Raw genomic sequence first — 20,871 nt, forward strand, 5'->3', positions numbered from 1 at the left:
CTATCTTGTGATGAAGCGAATGATACGGTCCGTGAGGCCGGAATAGGGCGGCTTGATCAAATCAGTGGGCGCTGGCGCATATTTTGTCAGCACCGGCATGGCCTTTGAGAATGTCAAAAAGCCATCCCTGCCATGATAATGGCCCATGCCACTGTGGCCAACCCCGCCAAAAGGCAGATCACCGCAAGCAAAATGGTAGAGCGTGTCGTTAATGCAGACACCGCCTGCAACCACGTGTGAAAGCACGGCTTCGATTTCAGCTGTGTTGTCGCTGAAACAATAAAGCGCCAGTGGACGCTCCTGTGCGAGCACAATGGCAATGGCCTCATCAATGGAGCGATAGCTCAGGACGGACAGCAGCGGGCCGAAAATTTCCTCATTCATGATCGCGCTGTCGGCGTGGGGTTCAAGAATGAGCGCAGGCGTCATCGCTCGCGCATGGCTTTGTGTGGGAGATGTTTCAAGAAGCGGAATAATGGCTTCGCTTTTGTCTTTCGCATCTTCGAGCAGACCGGAAAGGCGTGCATATTGCATGTCATTGATGATTGTCGTGCGATCGGCGGATGCTGAATATCCCGTATAGCGCTTTTGCGTTTCTTCACGCATTAAGGCCACAAACGCATCGCGCTTGCTGTGATGGATCAGCACATAATCCGGCGCTATGCAGGTTTGGCCTGCATTGAAATATTTGCCGGTGGCAATGGATGCCGCAGCCCGTTTGAGATTGGCGCTGTCACTGACAATTGCTGGCGATTTTCCACCAAGCTCAAGCGTGACCGGCGTGAGGTTTTCAGCGGCGGCTTTCATGATTTTTCGGCCTACAGCCGTCGAGCCGGTAAAAAGTAAATGATCAAAGGGCAGGGCGGAGAAAGCCGCTGACAATTTGGCATCCCCCAGCGCAACCGCTGCTCTTTCTGGAGCAAAGACGTCGCCAATCAGCCGGCGTAAAAATGCGGCGGTCTGAGGCGTGTGCTCGGAGGGTTTGAGAAAGACGTGATTTCCGGCAGCAATCGCTGCCACAAGCGGCGCCAGTGCCAGATTGACCGGATAGTTCCACGGCGAAATAATACCGACCACGCCAAGCGGCACAAAACGCACCTCCGCTTTCGCAGGCCATAATTTCCAGCCGGCCTTGCGGCGCTGCGGCTTCATCCAGCGTTTGAGATGATGGATGGTCTCGTCAATTTCGGCGAAAACAACACTTGCTTCGCCCAGCAAGGTTTCGTGCACAGATCTGTGTCCGAAATCCGCACTGACAGCCTTTGCCATATCGTCAAGGCGTTCATGGAGAGTTTTGCGCAGAAGGCGCAAATCATCCACGCGCTGCTCATAGGCGGGGCGATGGCTGATCCAGTTTTGCCGCAAGCGCTCAAAGGTGGTCTGCAATTGCTGCGGCTGCGATAGGGCTTGATCAGCGTTCATAGGCAAAATTCTCAGTTGAGCGGGCAAAAAGGAATTGCGCCACATAATAGGTGCCAAGAACCCAGAGTCCAGAAAGCGGAATGGGTGTGTGGAAGCGGTTAAAGGCAAGCAATGTATCACTTAACATGAAGAATAACCCGCCAGCCGCTGCAAGCCACGCACTGTAATGCGCGATGGTTTCAGACGCGGTTGAGAGTGCGCGGCTGAAAGCCTGCGCGCCCATAAGGCCAATTGCGCCTGCATAAATCACAACAGGTATTTTTAACGCGCCTGGTATGCCCGTCCACAAACCGGCAATGATAGCGATTGAAAGCGCGGCGAAGACAATGAGAACGCGTTTATGCTGTGTAAAATGCGCTTTGCGGCACAGAGCATAAATATAGATGCAATGGGTTATGAAAAAGCAGATCAGACCGGCCAGAAAATAATCGCCGGGAAGCATAAGGAAAAAATCACCGGCTGCGGCAAAGGCGAGGCCCGTCGCAATGGCAAAGCCATAAGCCTTTGAAATCAGGCGCGGGGCATTGAGGATCGCACACAGCAGAAGCAGTGTTGCCGTCGGCTTGGTGAGATAATGCACAGAGCGCCAGAAGCTGCTGTCACCATGCTGGCTCACCACACTGCTGAGAACGGCACATGCGGCGCATACGAAAAACAGCCGGTAAAATACGCCCTGTCGTCCAAAAGATATGAGCCCTTTGCGGCGCATCTTTTCCCTCCTCCTTTTGCCGTGTCAGGTTAATTTGATCCGTGTTCTTTATATCTTGGTTCGGTTGAATTCCCGGCCTCCCGCCGACGTTTTCGACCGATGCGTTCGGCGTGCGTCGATAGCTCTGCATTGCCTTGCAAATCGGATTGCAGAATGAGCTTATGTTGTTTCAGCCAACGGATCATTTCGCCGAATTCGAGATCATAGGCTGGCTGGTCCATTGGGTCTCTCCACAAATCATGTCGTGCAGGCAAAGGATGCGCGGAGTTGATGCATGTGGCAAGCTCCAAAGCTTTGCGGTGCGCTTGAGGATAAAGCGTGTAAACAAATGCGGGAATATTTCCAATAACGCAATCAAAGCGGGAAATACCCCTCAAGGGAGCGCCTTCAAAATGATGTGGGGGTGATGCTTCAATGTCACAGCGCATGGGCGGGTCATAGCCCCCTTTCTGCGCTTGAGCTGCGGGTGGTGATGCTTCAATGTTTCGGGCTTTTTGCAAACCGCTGATCGGATTCTCAAATAAATTCAATTCATAATAGCAATTCTTATTTTAGCATGTAAAAACATAGTAACTATTATTTATTGGTATATATATGAAGAATATTAGATATAGCTAGCAATTTTCTACACGAATTGACAAATAAATATTTATGATCTTATTGTCATTTCGGTTTTTGAATTGTGATTCAGCTTGCTTTTTATTCTCTTCGTCTGCTTAAAGGGCGGCTGAATGTACAAGACTCGTTATTGATATATTGGACCTGTTGCCTTTTGTTTTTCGAAAACAAGCGGTTGCGGGAGCATAAGATTGCAGAAAAGCATGCGGGGCCGGTCGTTTTGGCCAGACAAAGCCCGAGCAACGGAGATGGATAATCGACATGACGGATAAGCAAAACATGAGACTGCGCAATGCTGCCGGTGCAAAGTCGCGTATGGCGGGGCGCACGTTGCTTTTATGTGGGGTTTCCACGCTGACACTCGCAGTCAGTGGCCTCTGTGCCACGGCAGCTTTTGCTGATCCGGCGATTACCTATAGTGGCGATCTCTCGCCTGCGCCCGTCACAGGCACCACCAACTGGACCCCTGATGGCCCCATCACCATGGGCGTCAATGAGAATTCAACCCTGACGGTCTCGGGCGGTGCAACCATAACGGCCCCCGAGCAAACTTTCAGTTTTGGCGAGAAGGGTGCCACGGGGCACAATTCCACCTTCACCATCGACGGTGCTGGCACCAAGGTTGAGCTTGGTAGTATTTCGATGGGGATAGGCAATGGCAGCAATGACCAGCTTATTATACGCAACGGGGCTTCGTTGGACTTGGGGGAGTACAGCGTTACCCTTGCCAAAAACAAAGGCACTTTTACCAATCCGGGAACGGCAAGCATGCTTGTCACCGGACAGGGCACAACTGTTAAGACTGGTGGTATCGCTGTCGGTGGAAGTAGCAATGTGTCCGCTTCTGTGCGCATTGAGGATGGTGCCAAGGTTGATGCTGTAAAGCCAGGTCGGAATGGAAACTTTCTCATCGGTTCTGGCTCTGATCCTAACCCCGAAGGTGCTCGCCATGGCGAGGTTATTGTAACGGGCGCTGGCACAGAGCTAACGACTAACGCGTTGATAATAGGAACCCAGGCGCCGATGGCTACTACTGCCTGGGGGCAGGAACAAGGCGTGCTGACCATCGCCGATGGCGCGGTCGTGAAAGTGAATACAGGCACATTCCAAATGTTCAATGCGAGTGTCATCAATATTGGTGCGGCCGCTGGTCAGGCGCCAACCGCTGCCGGAACACTCGACGCTTCTAATCTGTGCTCTGGTTGCGGTGTCCCCATAGCAGGGCTTCCTGGACCAATCATCAACTTTAACCATACGGGCGACACGGTTTTTAACGCGGCCATTTCCACTAAGGCTTCTTACTTCTCGACAATCAATCAGCTTGCCGGCGTCACGAAGCTGACGGGCGATAGCACTGAGGGTAAGTTTAACGGTGCTGTAAACATCAGCGGCGGCACGCTGCAATTGGGTGATGGTGGCACGACGGGGTCTCTCTACGCCGACATAACCAACAACAGCACACTCGCCTTCAACCGCTCCAATGCCTATAAGTTCGACACCGTCATTTCCGGCACGGGCGATGTTGTCCAGCTTGGCTCTGGCACGCTGACATTGAGCGGTGTCAACACCTATAGCGGCGGCACCAAACTCAATGCCGGTACCATTGCCGTTGCTTCCGATGCAGCCTTGGGTGCAGCAAGTGGCGCGCTATCTTTCAATGGCGGCGCATTGAACAACACCGCAGCCTTCACCTCTGGCCGCACATTTGACTTTGGTGCCAATGGTGGCTTCGTGAAGACGGATAAAACCTTAACGCTCAATGGTGCCATCACGGGTGCAGGCAACCTCATTAAGAACGGCGATGGCGAGCTGGTCTATAATGGTGATGGTTCTGCGCATACAGGCGCAACCAATGTCCTTGGGGGAACATTCACCTTGCATGGCAAGCTGGGCGGTGCTGTGCAGGTCTCTGAAAATGGGACACTTGATGGCGATGGCACCATCACGGGCAATACCCATATTGTGGGCGGCACACTTTCTGGCGTCTCAGGCCAGACGCTTCAATTCAACGGCGACCTCAAATTGGATACGAACAGCAAGACAAATGTTGCCATGGGTGCAGACACCGATGCAATGTTCAATGTCACTGGCGATCTGACCGTCGGAGGCACCCTCAACATCAGCGATGATGGTGGCTTTGGCATCGGCGTTAACAACGTCTTCCACGCTGACGGTGTTGTGACCAATACTAATCTGACAATCGGCACTGTGGATCCTGCGATTGAAGCTGCCAATATATCGCTTACTGTCGGGCAACATGACGTTACCCTCACCAACACAGGTGGTCTGACTCTGGGCTATTGGGATGGTGCCAACACGACAGGTGACGGCACTGTTCATGGCGGCACTGGCACGTGGGGAACCGGCAACAACTGGACAAATGAAAACGGCACAGCGAACGGCCCTTGGGTCGACGCCCAGTTCGCAATCTTTGGCGGAACTGCCGGTACAGTGACCATTGCTCCAGCAGGGGTCGGCGCTGCGGGTATGCAGTTTGCCGTTGACGGTTATACGATGGGCGGCGGCACGCTGACCCTCGCAAATGGCAACACGGCCCCGATTATTCGCGTGGGCGACGGCTCAGCAGGCAGCGATGCAACCAAAGCGACGATCAGTGCTGTGATCGCGGGTACAAATGGTCTCAACAAGACCGGCAAAGGCACGCTCATTCTGACCGGTGCCAATACCTATACCGGTGACACCAAAATCAGCCTCGGCACATTGCAGCTTGGTGCAGGCGGCGCAATGAGCATGCTGGCATCCACCAAGGTCGACGTGAACACCAAAAGCACCTTGGCGTTCAATCACAATGATACGCAGAACTTTACAGCCCAAATCACCGGCGAAGGCTCGGTCGTGCACACGGGTTCCGGCACACTCACACTGAGCGGCGATAACAGCTTCACCGGTGGTCTCACAGTGGCTGAAGGTATAGTTAACGCAGGTTCCGATGACCTTGCTTTCGGCACGGGGGTTCTTACCGTCAACGCACCTGGTGTTGTCGATCTGACAACGCACAATATAACTGTCGGTGGACTTGCGGGTGATGGCACCATTCACACCAAAGCAAAAACCCTGACAGTCGCTTCGGATGATGACGGCGTCTTTGCCGGTAAGTTTGATCATACCGCTGGCGATCCAACGGCAGCGCTCTACAAGATGGGCAATGGCACACTGGCACTGACCGGTGACAATACTGGCAATGTGCGGATCGCAGCGGGTACTGTGCAAATCGGCAACGGAGGCACAACCGGTAGTGTTGCTGGTGATGTGACCGTTGATGCGAATGCAAAGCTTGCCTTTAACCGCACCGACACTCTTACCTTCGATCATACGGTCAGCGGTGCCGGTAGTCTCAACCAGTTCGGTTCTGGCAAGATAATTCTGACAAAGGCCAATACCTATACCGGCGGCACCAACATTGGGGGCGGCACATTGCAGCTTGATGATGGCGGCAGCATTACCGGCGATGTGAGCAATAACGGCACATTTGCATTCAACCATAGCGGCAATGTCGGCTTTGGTGGCGTGATCAGCGGTGATGGCCGGGTTGTGCAGATGGGTGGCGGTGAGGTCAATTTCTCCGGTGCCAACAGCTTTACGGGCGGCCTTGATGTTCAGAAGGGCATTGCAAAGGCAGGCATCGCCGATGTCGCCTTCGGTACGGGCACATTGAATGTCGCAAAAGACGGAACTGCCGATCTGAACGGCTTCAACACCAAGGTTGCAGGTCTGAGCGGCGAGGGCACTGTCAAGTTGACCGGCGGTGATCTGACCCTGACGATGGGCGATCAATTCTCTGGCACATTGACCGGCTCTGGCGGTCTGACACTGGACGGTGCCTCGCAGCTTCTGGATGGCACTTCCGACTATAGCGGTGCGACCAATATCGCTAGCGGCGAGTTGCATATTGGCTCAAATCAGGCTTTGAGTGACGCGTCCGCCTATAGCATTGCAGACAAGGGCAGCCTCGACATTGGTGGCTTCAGCGGCACCGTCGCATCTTTGACCAATGCTGGCATGATCACCAGTTCGGGAAGCGCTGGTGCACGGTTGAATGTCAAGGGCGACTACACCGGGCAGAACGGAACGCTCGTTCTCAATACAGTTCTCGGCGACGATAATTCCGCAACGGATATGCTCAAGGTTGGCGGTAACACATCGGGTGAGACAACGTTGCGGATCCACAATCAGAATGGTGTTGGTGCCAAGACGGTTAACGGCATTCAGATTATCAATGTTGGTGGCAAATCGGATGGTGACTTCCAGCTGGCAGGCGATTACGTCACCAAAGACGGCAAGCAGGCTGTTGTAGGTGGTGCCTATGCCTATACGCTGCGCAAAAACAGCCCCGCTTCATCGCAAGACGGCAACTGGTATCTCACCAGCAATATGGAAACCAATCCGGTCGATCCAAACAACCCTGTCGATCCAAACCATCCTGTTGATCCAAACCACCCGGTCAACCCGCCAGCTACCCGCTATAGTGCCGGTGTTCCGGTCTATGAAGGCTATGTATCGAGCATGCAGACGCTCAACAAGCTTTCAACGTTGCAGCAGCGTGTTGGTGAGCGTTACCTGAACGGTAGCAGTGGCGATGGTCAGAGCTCTGGTGCGGTTGTCGACGAGCATGGCGTTTGGGCTCGCGTTGAAGGTGCGCATAACCGTCTGGAGCCGAACTCTTCGGCAGCTCGCATGAAGCAGGACGTTAATACCTTTGTCATGCAGTCCGGTGTTGATGGGCAGTTCTATGAAAGCGAAAGCGGACGACTGATTGCTGGAATCAACGGCCAGTACGGCCATGGCAAGGCTGATGTTTCGTCCGACTCCGGCGATGGAACCATCACCACCGATGCCTGGAGCCTTGGAGCAACCGCAACCTGGTATGGTAATAATGGTTTCTATGTCGATACACAGGGTCAGGTGACCTGGTTCAACAGTGACCTCGATTCTTGGACAGCCAATACCGGTCTTGCCAATGGTCGCAAGGCGACAGGTTACGCGATGAGCGTTGAAGTCGGACAGCGTATTGATATGGCCCCAAGCTGGTCGCTGACTCCACAGGCTCAGTTGATGTGGTCTTCGATTAATGCCGATTCATTCAACGATGTCTGGGGTGCGCGTGTTAGCACCAATGATACTGACAGTCTGACCGGTCGTCTGGGGCTTGCCGCAAACTATCGAAATGACTGGAAGGGTGAAGATGGTCTGATGGTCAATACCACTGTCTATGGTATTGCCAATCTCTATCAGGAGATGCTCAGCGGTTCATCGGTCAAGGTGGCAGGCGTGAAGTTTGATACTGACAATGACCGGACATGGGCTGGCGTCGGCTTTGGTGGGACATATGCCTGGGCGGATAGTAAATATGCCATCTATGGCGAAGGCACTATCAACACCTCACTTAATCATTTTGCGGATAGCTACGCATATAAGGCTACAGCTGGCTTCAAAGTGAAGTGGTAACGCGTTATAATCAAGAATAGATAACTTAAAAGGGTCCCGGAAACGGGGCCCTTTTTCGTGTGGAGACCTGGCAAAATAATGCCAAAACTATGGGGTATCCAGACTGTTTCAGTTTTAACAAAAGCGGGTTTGTCACTGAGGCAGTGCCTGGAATAGAACGATATAAACTTTGATTTATTAAGGGGGCTTTTATGGCACTCAACTTAAATATAGCATTAATTATTGCCGGGTTTCTTTTTTGGAATTTTAAATTTCGAAAAATAAGCTTTTTGTTTATTGCGGCTGGCACCATTCTTTATATTTCGATTGCGTCAAATTTTTTGCCCGGTTACCTGCTGCATCGTTTGCAATCTCCTTATTCATCAAAAATGCAATCCTCGATCAAAGACAATACAGCATTTCTTATTTTCGGTACGGGAACGCAATCCGTTGATGAGATCGGTCAAAAGACCGTGGAACCTCTTCTGTTTTCCTATGGGCCAATATTGGCGGCAGTTCGCGCGAACCATGAGTGTGTTCAAGCTGGCTTGAAGTGCACATTCATTGCCAGTGGCGCTGATGTTGCACGAACGGGCGTATCGGAAGCCGCAATCATAGCGAGAGAACTCGAAAAGGCCGGTATTAACCCTAGAGATATCCTTCTTGATGAGAATAGCCGTAATACATGGCAGAATGCGAAAAATACGGCTGTCATTCTGAAAAATATCAAGCCATCTCAGACTGTTCTGCTTCAAGCAGCGCCGATCATAAAACGCGACTTGCTCTATTTGGCGCATTTTGGCGTTCATCCTGAGCCTGTCGCTGCAGTATATCTGAAAACGACGCATACAAATATGTCTTCTTCAGCGATGTCATTTCTTGCATTCGATATGGTCTTACATGAAGAAATTGGTATCTGGCGTTATGCTTTTTACAATTTAATGGGCTGGAATGAGCCGAGCACTCCTGTGGCAGGAGTTTAGTTTTGGGATTTAAGAAGAGTCCACTTTGACGGAGGCTGTCGATGGACGAGGATTGGCAGGCGGATCTTGAGCAATGGCGCGCGCCTTGCCTGAAAAATCTGGGCAACAAGACTTGGCATCGGATGTGCCCCCATATATTGCGGGCCAGATCGCTCCAGATGATCGGAATCGCTTCCAGCCCCGGGCAGTGCGCTCGGATACGATAGTTTATGATCGGGGGATTATCCCCTCAAGCGCTGTGGTTTTCGATCCTCTTCTCAAAGCTAGGGCGCAAGCTACTTTATGATTTAATCAAAATCTTTGCCGTCACATAGACGCTTTGGAAAGTGTGACAGAAGCTGTTGACTCAATAGCTTGCTTATTTTCTAGGCTTTAATTTTCAAAGCGCTGTTTGGTGGCGCTATCAAAAAAGTGCGGTTTCGAAGTTTCGAAAGAAACATTCACTTTTTGACTAACTTCAAGCGTTGTTCTCTCGCGCACCACCCAGGTTAATTCTTGACCCTGAACATCCAGGACAATGTGCGTTTCAGAGCCGGTGGGTTCTACCACCTTCACAACAGCCTCAATGTCGTCAGAACCTCCGCTAGAAATGTCTTCCGGTCTGATGCCGAAAACCACGTTTTTGCCAACCGCAGCGGAGGGTGCGCCGGCGATTTTTACACTCGAGCCATTTTCCAAATTCAATTGCTTGGTATTTTTAAGGGTTCCGCTTAGAAAATTCATTGCGGGAGATCCAAGGAAGCCAGCAACGAAAATGTTTTTCGGATGATCATAAAGCTCAAGCGGCGATCCGATTTGCTCAACTTTGCCGCCGTTCAGGACAACGATTTTATCGGCCATGGTCATGGCTTCGATCTGATCATGTGTCACATAGACGATTGTTGTCTTCAATCGTTGATGAAGAGCCTTAATTTCTGCGCGCATTTTAACGCGAAGTTTTGCATCAAGGTTCGATAGCGGTTCGTCAAACAAGAAGACCTTGGGATTGCGTACGATTGCGCGTCCCATTGCTACACGCTGCCGCTGGCCACCCGATAGCTGTGCCGGCTTTCGATCAAGAAGCGGCTGAAGTCCAAGAATATCGGCCGCTTCATTTACCTTTCTGGCAATCTCCTGTTTGCTGGAGCCAGCAAGCTCCAGTGCAAAGCCCATATTCTGAGCAACAGTCATTTGCGGATAAAGCGCATAGTTCTGGAAAACCATTGCAATATCACGGTCTTTGGGTTGCAGGTTGTTAACGACGCGTCCACCGATGCTGATCTGACCTGAAGTGATGTCTTCAAGACCCGCAATCATGCGCAGCAGTGTTGATTTTCCGCAGCCTGAGGGGCCAACGAGAATGACAAACTCACCATCGTTAATTTCGACATCGACACCATGAATAATGTCGACCGTTCCATAAGATTTTTTGACATCCGCAATGCTTAATCCAGACATATGCAAACCTTCCTGATTTATTTCTTACGGCGCACGCGCAGTGCTTGATACGGTTTGCGCGGGATTGACACGCCGAATGCAGCGTCGGGCTTTCCCCCGCGCACGATTGCGCCGTGTCTTACTGGGTGGGTGACAGGGGCGGCTATCTTTTTGGCCGGTTCAATGGTCATTGCCCATGTGTCGATCAGGTCGACTTCATAGTCATCGCTATCCATCGGGAGCCCGGATGACCAGACGACGGGCTGGTGTTCACCAAAATAGATCAGTCTGAAATCGCCATCGCCGTCGCGTGCACCTGATACGCGTGACCAGGGCCATTGTTTGACAGGCCCAAGAGGTTCAAGACCGTACTGAACATCCGCTTCCAGCAGGTCACGGAGAAAGCCGATGCGCTTCCACGCTTCGCCGTGCAGTTTGCCGCCTTTTGCCCACCAGATGAGATCATTGTCATCGGAATATGTTTCACCATGTCCGACATATCCACCGCGTGCCATCGATATCCAATAACGGTGCACCAGTTCCTGCGGGCTCAGATTGCCCCAGGATTCCAGAATGTCCCCTTCATATTCCGGCTCGTCATTCACCACCGGCTTGCCGTACGTGTCACGCCATTCCTGCGTTTTCTTCACATCCGGGTTTTGAATGCAGATATGTGTGACCCATGGTTTGCGGTGATCGTAGTTGGAATTCACGTCGCCATTATGGATTGAGCGCAGATGCTGATAGGGATCGTTCTCTTCTAAAATTTGGAAGTATCGGTCCCATTGTTCGATTGGCTTTGTGTTGAGCAGGAAATCATACTCGTTGGCAAGCGACCACCATACATTGCGATAGGCAGACAGGCGGGCAGCCAGATATTCGACATATCGGTAATCCTGCCCTGCGCTCATATCCGCATAGCCCCACCGATCATAAGGATGGAACATGATAATGTCAGCTTCAATACCAAGCTCACATAGCGCCGCAATCTGCTTTTCAAAATGCCTGAAATGGGCAGGATTCGGTCTGCCGAAATCTTCTTTACCATCTGCGTCTTTTTCAAAGCAGGCATGCAGTGGCTCGTTGGTGTTGTAAGGATAGTCTTTCGGGAAAACGCCCATACGGATCTTGTTGAAGCGCGTTTTTGAAAGCGTCTCCAGAGTTTCGTCCTGCATATCGAGCGGCTGATGCGTCCAGGCATAGCAAGTCGTTCCGAACGGAAAGAACGGGGTTCCATCCGCATAGGAGAAGTGGAACTTGTTACGAACACGAACGGGTCCGTGATTGTTCGCTGAAGGCCGTTCTACCTGAACGCAGCCTTTATGGCCGTTTAGTTCTTTCGTTGCTGAGCGTGTCGTGAATGTCCACTCACCTTCAATATCGGGCATAAAACGGAGACGATAGGTTCCATCGCCGTCATAGAAACCCGGAACACGAACTTCGCGGCTTTTATGTTTGAAAATCGCATCAAAAGCCACGTCGAGAAAGGGGTTGCCAGTGGAAGGTCCGGCAAAGGATGCTTCAAAAACACCCCATTTTTCGACGGTTGCACCAGACATGCATTTCTCCTCGGAATTTACTGAATGCTCGTCAGCCTTTGACCGCGCCAGAGGTCAGGCCAGAAACGAAATAGCGTTGAAAGATCAGATAGACGATCGTAGCGGGAAGGACCGTCATCACAATTGCTGCATTTAACTGCCCGTAATCACTGGAGAATTGGCCTTGAAAAGACATCAGCCCCAGTGGAAGCGTCCACATGCCCTGATCTTGTAAAAGCACAAGGGCCATCGCGAACTCGTTCCACGTCGACACGAAGTCAAGAATGAACAGCGCTGCGAGGACAGGCAGGCAGACAGGAAGAAAAATCCGCCGGAAAATGGTGAAGTGACTTGCCCCATCAATCAGAGCAGCCTCAGACAATTCTTTCGGAATTCCCCTGAAGAACCCATGTAGAATGAAGACCTGATAAGGTACACCGAATGCAATGTAGGGAAGAATAACGCCGATATAGGTGTCAATCAGTCCAAATGAATTGACGAGTGTGAACAGTGGAGCAAGCATGACCTGAAATGGGATCATAGTTCCAAAGACCACGATAAGAAGTAACAGCTTACCGAGCTTGAGCTTTATCTTGGCCAAAGCATAAGCGGCCATGGCAGATATAAGCAGCCCAATTGGGACCTTGATCGCGGTGATGATAACGCTGTTAAAAAATGAACTGGCAAAGCTGCCCCGGTTCCATGCTCCCGAATAGTTACCCCACGCCCATTCTACAGGCGGCATGAAGGCGCCGGTGCTTGTGACAGCGGCAGGTGTTTTCAACGATGTGAAGACGATGAATACAAAGGGAGCAATCCAGATGACCGCGATCAGTAACAGGCTGATCCACAAACCGATCAGGACTGGATCTCGTCGCATCTTAGATGGAACTTGAGAGAGTGAAGTGGTGGTCACGATTCCAACTCCTCATTCTTCTGCATCCAGCGCAGATATGGAACAACAATCGCCATCGTGATTAACAACAAGACGACGGAAATTGCAGCGCCACGCCCGAAGTCGAAAATCTGCATAGCTTGTGTAAACGCCCAAAGTGCCAGCATTTGTGTGCCTTGCGCTGGGCCACCACCTGTCAGGCCATAAACAATGTCAAATGCTTTGAGCGAGGAGATGATGGATAGCACCAGAACAACAGTCATCGTCGGCCGAAGCGCAGGCAATGTTACATGCTTGAAAATTGCCCAGCGTCCGGCGCCATCTATCCGTGCGGCTTCCACCAGTGTCTGCGATACGTTCTGAAGCCCAGCCAGAAACAAAACCATCGAGAAGCCAACGGTTTGCCAAATGTAGGCAACAAATACGGAATAAAGTGCGATGCTTTTGTTGCCGAGCCAGTCCTGAATCCAAGACTGCAATCCCCAATTGGTCAGCAACTGATTAAAGAGTCCGAAGAACGGATCATACATCCACTTCCACATCGTCGCGACAGCGATGGGGGCGATGATAACTGGGAGGTAGAATATTGCACGCAGGCTGTTGCGGCCAAATATTTTCTGATTGAGGCTCAAAGCCAGAAGCAAGCCTATGAAGGGAGGTATTACGAGGCTCAACAATGTCCAGATGATGGTATTTTTGAAGGCAACCCAGAAGACGGGGTCATTGGTGAATATGGCAGAATAGTTGGAGAGGCCCACGAACCGGCGCTCCGGATCAAGCCCGTTCCATTTCTGGAAACTCATAACAATGACATCCAGCATCGGATATAGTGCGAATATGCCATATATCGCCAAAGCCGGGATGAGCAGAATGGACGCTTGGATACGCGGTGTCTGAGTGATTGCTTTCAGCGACATGCTTTCCTCCAGGCAATGATGAGACTGCCTTGATGATTGTGGCCCTGCGAGCTGTCTGAGCGATCAAGCTCAGGCAGCTCGCATCCGGGGAGGATTAGTTTCGAGCCTTGATGAAAGCCTGCATCTGTGTCGACGCTTCATCGGAGGTCATATCACCAGCAGCCACACTGTTGATGACGCGGAAATATTCAGTGGTAACATCCAGCGGAAATGCTTGGTCGCCGTTCATGTAAACGGAGCCGTAATCATTAAAAATGTCCAGCCACTCAGCTTCAAGGGGCTGCTGGTTTTCGTATTTTACATTCTTGTTCACTGAAACGGTGCTGAATTGTCCGACAAGGTCCTGTTGAACCGGGGTAGACGAAAGATAATCAAGGAATTTAGCCGCCGTATCAGGGTTTGGGCTTTTTGAACTGATGTAATTATACTCACCAAATCCATACAGGCGGTTTGTGTCTGTAGGGAATGGAAAGATGCCATAATCATCAAGGTTCGCACCTGTGCCTTTTAACTGGCTTACCAGCCAGTCTCCTTCCAGCATCATGGCCGCGCGCCCGGCAGTAAAGAGACTATAAGACTGTTTGTTATCGATTCCCATGAATGGCTGGAGTGTGTAATCCTTTGTCCATTTTGCGAATTCGTCAAAAGCCTCTTTCGTGCACGGCTCGACTGCCCAGTCTGCCTGCATCGCTTTTAGCGCATCATGCTTTTCTGCACCGCATTTTGTTTCGAGGATGACGTCCATCAGACGCATGACATGCCAGTTAACGGATCCACCAAAGGTAAAGGCGGGGATACTGGCATCTTTGAGTTTTTGTGCAGCAGCAAGAAGCTCTGCGTAGCTTTTTGGCTCTTCAGTGATGCCTGCCTGTTCAAAAAGCTTCTTATTGTAGTAAACTGCCTCACCTTTGAAAGTGAAAGGAACGCCGTGTTTGCCGCCTTCATACAGGTCTGCAAACGCAGCTGAAGCTGGCAGCAATTCATCTTGCCACTTGTACTCGGTATAATATTTATCAAGCGGCAACGATAAGCCTGCTTTGACATATTCACCGCCAAGGCCCAAGCCAGCCCAGCTGAAATAAATATCTGGTCCGCGATTAGAACCTGCAGCAACACGTAGCGCGGTCTTGTGCTCATCAATTGCACGCTGAACAATATCAACCCGTATGCCGGGATTTGCTGCTTCAAAATCAGTCGCTACTTTTTTGAGGGCAACGTTGGACGCATTATTATCGAAATTAAGTGTCCAGATTGTCAGTTTTTCGGCATTTGCAGGGGCCGTTGCGACGCCGATAGCAAGTATGCTGGTTACGCTTAAAGACTTTAGAACTGCTGTTAGTTTTTGCATTCGCTTTCTCCTCGCAACAGGTGGTTCTCACCCATCCCATATCTGAACATCACCAAAATATATGATGTTGAAATCAGGGATCCTGATGCTCCTCCATCGGCCTGACCTCCTGATTAATCTCGCGAAATCATTCAAATATGTCAATACTTTTTTCATAAACGAAATAAGTAGACTTGGAAGTGAGCCTTAAATCGCTATAAAGCGTGCAGAGCCATCTTATTTTTTCCACAATGAAATAAGTTGCGCGCATGGAGAATTCACGCCATTGATACGGCTGGAGGAGCGATGATTGGTTTTAAAGAAATATTTGACGACTACGAATCCCCAGTTGGAAAAATTCTTCGGACAATTGCCAGCGTCGGTTCAGTGAGTGCAACGGACCTTGTAAAAAAGACAGGCCTTGCCCGCTCGACAGTGTCGACCATTTTGACTGAACTGAAAATCAACGCGATTATTTTTGAAACTGAAACACGAAATGGCGGTTTCGGTCGCCCCACCAAAATTATTTCTCTTAATCCGACGCAGGCTTATTGTGCGGGAGTTTTGCTGGGCCTTTCAGAAATACGCATTGCGGTTTGCGACCTTGGTCATAATGTCATCGCCGATGTCTGGTTCGAGATGCATGAAGATTATACGCCGCAAGAGGCTGCAATCCGCGTTCAAGAGCAGCTTGTCGTAGAATGTGCAAAGCTCGGCATTACAATTCGTGATTTGCTGGGCGTCGGCTTAGCTATTTCTGCTCCGGTTTCTTACGAAGGAACCGTGCTGAATGGATCAATTTTGCCGACCTGGTGTGGAATTGATATTGCGCAGATTTTTGCCCCGCATATTGAATGTCCACTTTTTGCGGAAAATGAAAGTCATTGCGGTGCACTTGCTGAAATGACCTGGGGCGCTGCAATCGGCCTAAGTAATTTTGTTCTATATAAATTTGACCTTGGCATTGGCGGCGCGATTGTCATTGATGGTGCTGTTCAGCGAGGCGCTTATGGCAATGCGGCAGAGTTTGGCCATATTTCTCTCAATCCTCACGGTCCCCTATGCAAATGCGGAAATAGGGGGTGCTTGGAAACCTATGCTGGTGGCTTTAATCTGATGCTGATGGCTGAGCAGGCTACAGGTGAGAGGCTTTCATTCGACGAATTTATAAAAAATGCACAAACAGGTGTGCCGCCTTATGATCGGCTCATTCAGGATGCCGCTGAAATGGCGGGCTGGGCGATTGGCATCACGTCCACTATACTGAGCCCTCCAGATATCATAATTGCTGGCAAGATTGCTGCAATTGGTCCTGGCTTTCTGCGTGCAGTGGAGCAGAATTTTGAAAAGCATGCTGTGCGCCCACCGGCGCATGCGCCGCACGTTCGCAAACCAAACTTCATCATTGGCAAGTTTCTGCGCAATGATGATACCGTGCTGGGCGCGGTGGCGCTGGTTTTGCATCAACATGGGCTTGTAGCTAAGCCTTAGTCACTGTCGTATCACAGGCAGTTGAACTGCATTTATTAAGCGAACAGAATAGCCGTTGCCGATATTTCCGTTAGTTGTTTGTCTCCCAAGTCGCTTATCGCTAGGCTTACTAGCCAGCGTTTTTGTCCAGCAGTTCATCGGCCAATGCTGTGAAGCTAGACTGTACCAACAAAAACAGGCCATTGGCGTCGCTGTATTTTCTGGCGCTAACACCTTGTTTTAAAGCCTTAATTGCCGTGTCGGTCAGCGCCATTGTTGGTATCACTTTTCCAGAATTTGTTGGTATTTGGCTCGATACCAACAAATTTCTCGGATGCAATCGGACGGTGTCAGACTGGAAGATACAAAAAAGCCCGCTTGCGCGGGCTTTTTGGGGTGCTTCTGGACCTTGGTAGCGGTCTGAAGACTTAGGTATGGTGCCCAGAAGAGGACTCGAACCTCCACGCCCTTGCGAGCGCCAGCACCTGAAGCTGGTGCGTCTACCAATTCCGCCATCTGGGCGACGAGGACCGATCTAAGGGGTCCGCCTGTCTGTGTCAATCGCGATTTCGCACTTCAATCAGCTTTTTTTCACATTCCTGTCGCGAAGGCTGAAAAAGACCAGAGAACCGAGATGAAAACAAAGATCAGGCGCGGCGCATAAAGTCAGCCGCGCCCGAAAAATCATTATGCTGAAAGCACTTCCTTGGAAGCGACTGTCGAATCGGCGTTCAGCTTGTAGATGATTGGAACGCCCGTATTGAGTTCCTGCTTGAGGATCTCTTCCGGTGTCAGGCCATCAAGCGCCATGATGAGCGCGCGTAACGAATTGCCGTGGGCGGCAACCAGAATGGTTTCGCCACGCAGCACATGCGGCTGGATGGTGTGCAGGTAATAAGGCCAGACGCGTGCGCCGGTGTCCTTCAGGCTTTCGCCACCTGGAGGAGGGACGTCGTAAGAGCGGCGCCAGATGTGAACCTGCTCTTCGCCCCACTTTGCGCGGGCATCGTCCTTGTTGAGGCCCGAGAGATCGCCATAATCGCGTTCGTTCAAGGCCTGATTGCGGATTGTTTCGAGGCCGGACTGGCCGAGTTCGTCGAGAATGTGCTGGCAGGTGACCTGCGCACGCGACAGAGCCGAAGTGTATGCGAGGTCAAACTTGAGGCCGGCGGCCTTCAAACGCTGACCTGCAGCTTTCGCTTCGGCATGGCCCTGTTCGGTGAGGCCCGGATCGCGCCAGCCGGTAAAAAGGTTTTTCAGATTCCATTCGCTTTGGCCGTGGCGGACCAGGACGAGGGTACGAGACATCGCAGCACTCCGTTGGGATGAAAGATCAGTTAGTCGTTTAGCCCGAGAACATCGAGCATGGAATAAAGGCCGGGTTTCTTGCCGTGCGCCCAAAGTGCTGCTTTCACAGCGCCGCGCGCAAAGATCGTGCGGTCCTGAGCATGGTGAGCCAAGGTGATGCGCTCACCCTCTCCAGCAAATATCACCTCATGATCGCCGATAACCGAGCCGCCGCGCAGCGTCGCAAAGCCGATTGTGCCCTGTTCACGTGCCCCGGTATGACCGTCGCGCACGCGCACGCTTTTATCGAGAAGATTGATTGCGCGACCTTGCGCTGCGGCTTCACCAAGCAGAAGGGCGGTGCCGGACGGCGCGTCAACCTTGTGCTTGTGGTGCATTTCAAGGATTTCGATGTCGAAATCTTCAGGGCCAAGTGCCTGAGCCGCCTTTTTCACGAGGCCCGACAGCAAATTGACGCCGAGGCTCATATTTCCGGATTTGACGATTGTCGCATGGCGCGCTGCGGCGCTGATCTTTTCTTCGTCTTCGTTGGAAAGGCCCGTGGTGCCGATAATATGTACGATACGTGCTTGCGCAGCGAGGCCTGCATAATTGAGCGTTGTTGCTGGTGTGGTGAAATCGAGTACGCCCTGCGCCTTTGCAAAAACCGGTAGCGGATCATCGGTGATCGCGACACCGAGCGTGCCCACGCCTGCAACGTCGCCTGCGTCTTTGCCAAGATATGGCGAGCCGGGACGCGCAATAGCGCCAGTGAGACGCGCACCGTCAATTGCCTGGATGGCGCGAATGAGAGCCTGTCCCATACGCCCATTGGCGCCCACAACAACGAGCCCGGTTTCTGCACTATCAGCCATTGGACTTTTCCTCTGTGCCATTGTTCCCGATGAGCATGTCATCCTTGCCGCTCTGAAGCTGATAGAAGCGGGCATAGACGCCGTTTTGTATCTTGATCAGGTCGTCATGACGACCGTCTTCAACCACATGACCAGCTTCCATGACAATGATGCGATCCGCGTTAACAACAGTGGAAAGACGATGCGCGATCACGATCGTGGTGCGCTCATGCATGATGTGATCAAGTGCCTGCTGCACACGCTTTTCTGACTCATTATCGAGTGCGGATGTCGCTTCGTCGAGCAGAAGCACAGGCGCATCCCGCACAATAGCACGCGCAATCGACACGCGCTGGCGCTGGCCACCGGAGAGCGTCACACCGTTTTCACCGACCGGCGTATCGTAGCCCTGCGGCTGCTGTAGAATGAACTCATGCGCATTGGCAAGTTTTGCCGCTTCGATAATTTCTTCCTGTGTCGCATCGGGGCGTCCGTAGCGGATATTATCGGCAATCGAACCTTCAAACAGATAAGGCTGCTGTGAAACATAAGCTATCGCATGGCGCAGCGAGTCTTTTGTGACTTTGGCGATATCCTGCCCATCGAACAGGATGCTGCCGTCTGTCAGATCGTAAAATCGCTGTACGAGATTGATGAGGGTGGACTTACCTGCTCCCGATGCTCCGACAATGGCGGTCGTTTGGCCTGCTTTGGCGGTAAAACTCACACCATGCAGAACCGGTGCCACATCGCTGTAGGCAAAGTGGACATTCTGAAAATCGATTTCGCCTTTGCCGGGCTTGAGAGCCACTGCATCCGGCGCATCCCCCTGATTGGGTTCAATATCCAGCACTTCATAGATCATGCGTGCATTCACCAGCGCGCGCTCAAGACCAACCTGTAAACGGGCAAGACGGCGTGCCGGGTCATAGGCCAGCAACAAGGCGGTGATGAAGGCAAACATAGAGCCGGGCGGCTGCTGATTGAGAATCGCATTATAGCCGCTATAGGCCAGCACACCGGCAATGGCGAACCCTGCCAGAATTTCCGCAATAGGCGTTGTGCGTTCGGAAACGCGGGCAATCTTGTTGCTGCGGTTTTCGGCCTGATCAATGAGCGTGCTGATCTTGCCACGGAGCTGGTCTTCCATCGTGAAGGCTTTCACAATGGCGACACCCTGCACGGTTTCCTGCATGGCTCCCAGAAGATGGGAGTTGAGGTGGACAAGATCACGGGTCACAGATCGGATGCGGCGTGAAATATAGGAAACGGCCAGAACAAGTGGCGGACCGATGAGAAAAACCACTGTCGACATAAACGGATCGGTATAAAACATCATGCCGATAAGACCGATCAGCGCAACGAAGTCGCGCGCAATCGACGTGATTGTCATGTTGAGCAAATCGCGGATGCCGTTCACGTTCTGATTGATCTGGGCTGCAAGATGGCCCGAACGCGTATCATTATAAAAGTCGAGGCCGAGTTTAAGCAGATGGTCGAAGATGCGCTTCTGATAGCGCGCAACGAGGTTGTTGCCGATCTTGGCCAACTCGACAGCCTGAATATAACTCGAAAGTCCACGAAGCACGAAAATCCCGAGAATCGCGCCGCAGATAACCCAGATAAGACTGATCTTCTGCTCATAGAAAATCTTGTCGATCATCGGTTTCATCATATAGGCCAGCGCGCCATTGGAAGCGCCAACCAGCAGAGAAGCAGCAATCGCGATCGCGTAGCTTGCCTTATACTGGCTCGCGTTTTCCGACATCATGCGACGAATGACGCGTGTGGCTTCGCTCGGATCGATTTTCTTTTTTTTCTTCTTGAGTAGACTCACGGGCAAAGTGCTTTTTATCTGTCAGCCGCTGGCTGTCGTTGATCATGCATTTTCGCGTGTCTCTTTGGACAGGAAACGACAAAGGCTGCAATGGAACAATTCATTGCAGCGCTTCTATATCCTTATCTTCGCCGCTTGACTATGCCTCAGAAA

At 51.6% G+C, this 20,871-nt stretch carries 15 protein-coding genes and 1 tRNA gene; 3 read left to right on the forward strand and 13 right to left on the reverse strand.

All coding sequences use genetic code 11. The features are described from left to right. Genes ABE530_RS01600 through ABE530_RS01610 form a run of 3 tightly spaced genes read right to left on the reverse strand, consistent with a single transcriptional unit; the run spans position 1 to position 2,352 of the window. Positions 1-1,422, reverse strand: a complete 1,422-nt coding sequence (locus ABE530_RS01600) for a coniferyl aldehyde dehydrogenase (protein ID WP_499693381.1) — start codon at positions 1,420-1,422, stop codon at positions 1-3. Continuing rightward, positions 1,412-2,131, reverse strand: a complete 720-nt coding sequence (locus tag ABE530_RS01605; RefSeq protein ID WP_265982862.1) for a lysoplasmalogenase — start codon at positions 2,129-2,131, stop codon at positions 1,412-1,414. The genes ABE530_RS01600 and ABE530_RS01605 overlap by 11 nt, the downstream gene beginning before the upstream one ends. Before the next feature lie 29 nt (positions 2,132-2,160). Then, positions 2,161-2,352, reverse strand: a complete 192-nt coding sequence (locus tag ABE530_RS01610; RefSeq protein ID WP_499693382.1) for a hypothetical protein — start codon at positions 2,350-2,352, stop codon at positions 2,161-2,163. A gap of 658 nt (positions 2,353-3,010) precedes the next feature. Between ABE530_RS01610 and ABE530_RS01615 the strand changes: the two genes are divergently transcribed. Both ABE530_RS01615 and ABE530_RS01620 read left to right on the forward strand, forming a co-directional pair. Beyond that, the gene (locus tag ABE530_RS01615) at positions 3,011-8,215 is read left to right on the forward strand and encodes an autotransporter outer membrane beta-barrel domain-containing protein (protein WP_499693383.1); all 5,205 of its coding nucleotides are present in this window, start codon (positions 3,011-3,013) and stop codon (positions 8,213-8,215) included. A 191-nt stretch (positions 8,216-8,406) separates the two neighbouring features. Then, the gene (locus ABE530_RS01620) at positions 8,407-9,177 is read left to right on the forward strand and encodes a YdcF family protein (RefSeq protein ID WP_265982867.1); all 771 of its coding nucleotides are present in this window, start codon (positions 8,407-8,409) and stop codon (positions 9,175-9,177) included. Between the two features lie 372 nt (positions 9,178-9,549). On the opposite strand, the gene ABE530_RS01625 is transcribed toward ABE530_RS01620, so the two are convergent. The 5 genes from ABE530_RS01625 to ABE530_RS01645 all read right to left on the reverse strand — a co-directional run bounded on the left by ABE530_RS01625 (position 9,550) and on the right by ABE530_RS01645 (position 15,291). After that, on the reverse strand, positions 9,550-10,614 hold the full coding sequence (locus ABE530_RS01625; RefSeq protein WP_499693384.1) for an ABC transporter ATP-binding protein: 1,065 nt from the start codon (positions 10,612-10,614) through the stop codon (positions 9,550-9,552). Between the two features lie 17 nt (positions 10,615-10,631). Continuing rightward, the gene (locus tag ABE530_RS01630) at positions 10,632-12,152 is read right to left on the reverse strand and encodes a DUF5060 domain-containing protein (RefSeq protein ID WP_499693385.1); all 1,521 of its coding nucleotides are present in this window, start codon (positions 12,150-12,152) and stop codon (positions 10,632-10,634) included. 31 nt (positions 12,153-12,183) lie between these two features. Beyond that, positions 12,184-13,011, reverse strand: coding sequence for a carbohydrate ABC transporter permease (locus ABE530_RS01635; protein ID WP_265983835.1), 828 nt, complete (start codon positions 13,009-13,011; stop codon positions 12,184-12,186). Between the two features lie 32 nt (positions 13,012-13,043). Beyond that, positions 13,044-13,943 (reverse strand): carbohydrate ABC transporter permease, encoded by a 900-nt coding sequence (locus tag ABE530_RS01640; protein ID WP_499693386.1) that lies wholly within the window; start codon positions 13,941-13,943, stop codon positions 13,044-13,046. A gap of 94 nt (positions 13,944-14,037) precedes the next feature. Next, a complete protein-coding gene (locus tag ABE530_RS01645) occupies positions 14,038-15,291 on the reverse strand; it encodes an ABC transporter substrate-binding protein (protein ID WP_265982872.1) in 1,254 nt (417 codons plus the stop codon). 285 nt (positions 15,292-15,576) lie between these two features. On the opposite strand from ABE530_RS01645, the gene ABE530_RS01650 reads away from it, so the two are divergent. Next, the gene (locus ABE530_RS01650; RefSeq protein WP_265982874.1) at positions 15,577-16,761 is read left to right on the forward strand and encodes an ROK family transcriptional regulator; all 1,185 of its coding nucleotides are present in this window, start codon (positions 15,577-15,579) and stop codon (positions 16,759-16,761) included. A 109-nt stretch (positions 16,762-16,870) separates the two neighbouring features. Here ABE530_RS01650 and ABE530_RS01655 read toward each other — a convergent pair whose 3' ends face one another. From ABE530_RS01655 to ABE530_RS01675, 5 genes are all read right to left on the reverse strand, one after another. After that, positions 16,871-17,014, reverse strand: coding sequence for an Arm DNA-binding domain-containing protein (locus ABE530_RS01655; RefSeq protein WP_499693387.1), 144 nt, complete (start codon positions 17,012-17,014; stop codon positions 16,871-16,873). A 161-nt stretch (positions 17,015-17,175) separates the two neighbouring features. After that, positions 17,176-17,262, reverse strand: a tRNA-Leu gene (locus tag ABE530_RS01660). 165 nt (positions 17,263-17,427) lie between these two features. Further along, complete coding sequence (locus ABE530_RS01665) at positions 17,428-18,048, reverse strand: 2,3-bisphosphoglycerate-dependent phosphoglycerate mutase (protein ID WP_265982877.1); 621 nt, start codon at positions 18,046-18,048, stop codon at positions 17,428-17,430. 29 nt (positions 18,049-18,077) lie between these two features. After that, positions 18,078-18,902, reverse strand: a complete 825-nt coding sequence (gene dapB, locus ABE530_RS01670; RefSeq protein ID WP_499693388.1) for a 4-hydroxy-tetrahydrodipicolinate reductase — start codon at positions 18,900-18,902, stop codon at positions 18,078-18,080. Next, positions 18,895-20,718: an ABC transporter ATP-binding protein gene (locus ABE530_RS01675; RefSeq protein ID WP_499693389.1), complete on the reverse strand. Its 1,824-nt coding sequence runs from the start codon at positions 20,716-20,718 to the stop codon at positions 18,895-18,897. Before ABE530_RS01675 ends, dapB begins: the two co-directional genes overlap by 8 nt. Positions 20,719-20,871: the final 153 nt, after the last annotated feature.

The sequence above is a fragment of the Brucella sp. TWI559 genome (assembly GCF_039674265.1).
GTDB lineage: Bacteria > Pseudomonadota > Alphaproteobacteria > Rhizobiales > Rhizobiaceae > Brucella > Brucella chromiisoli.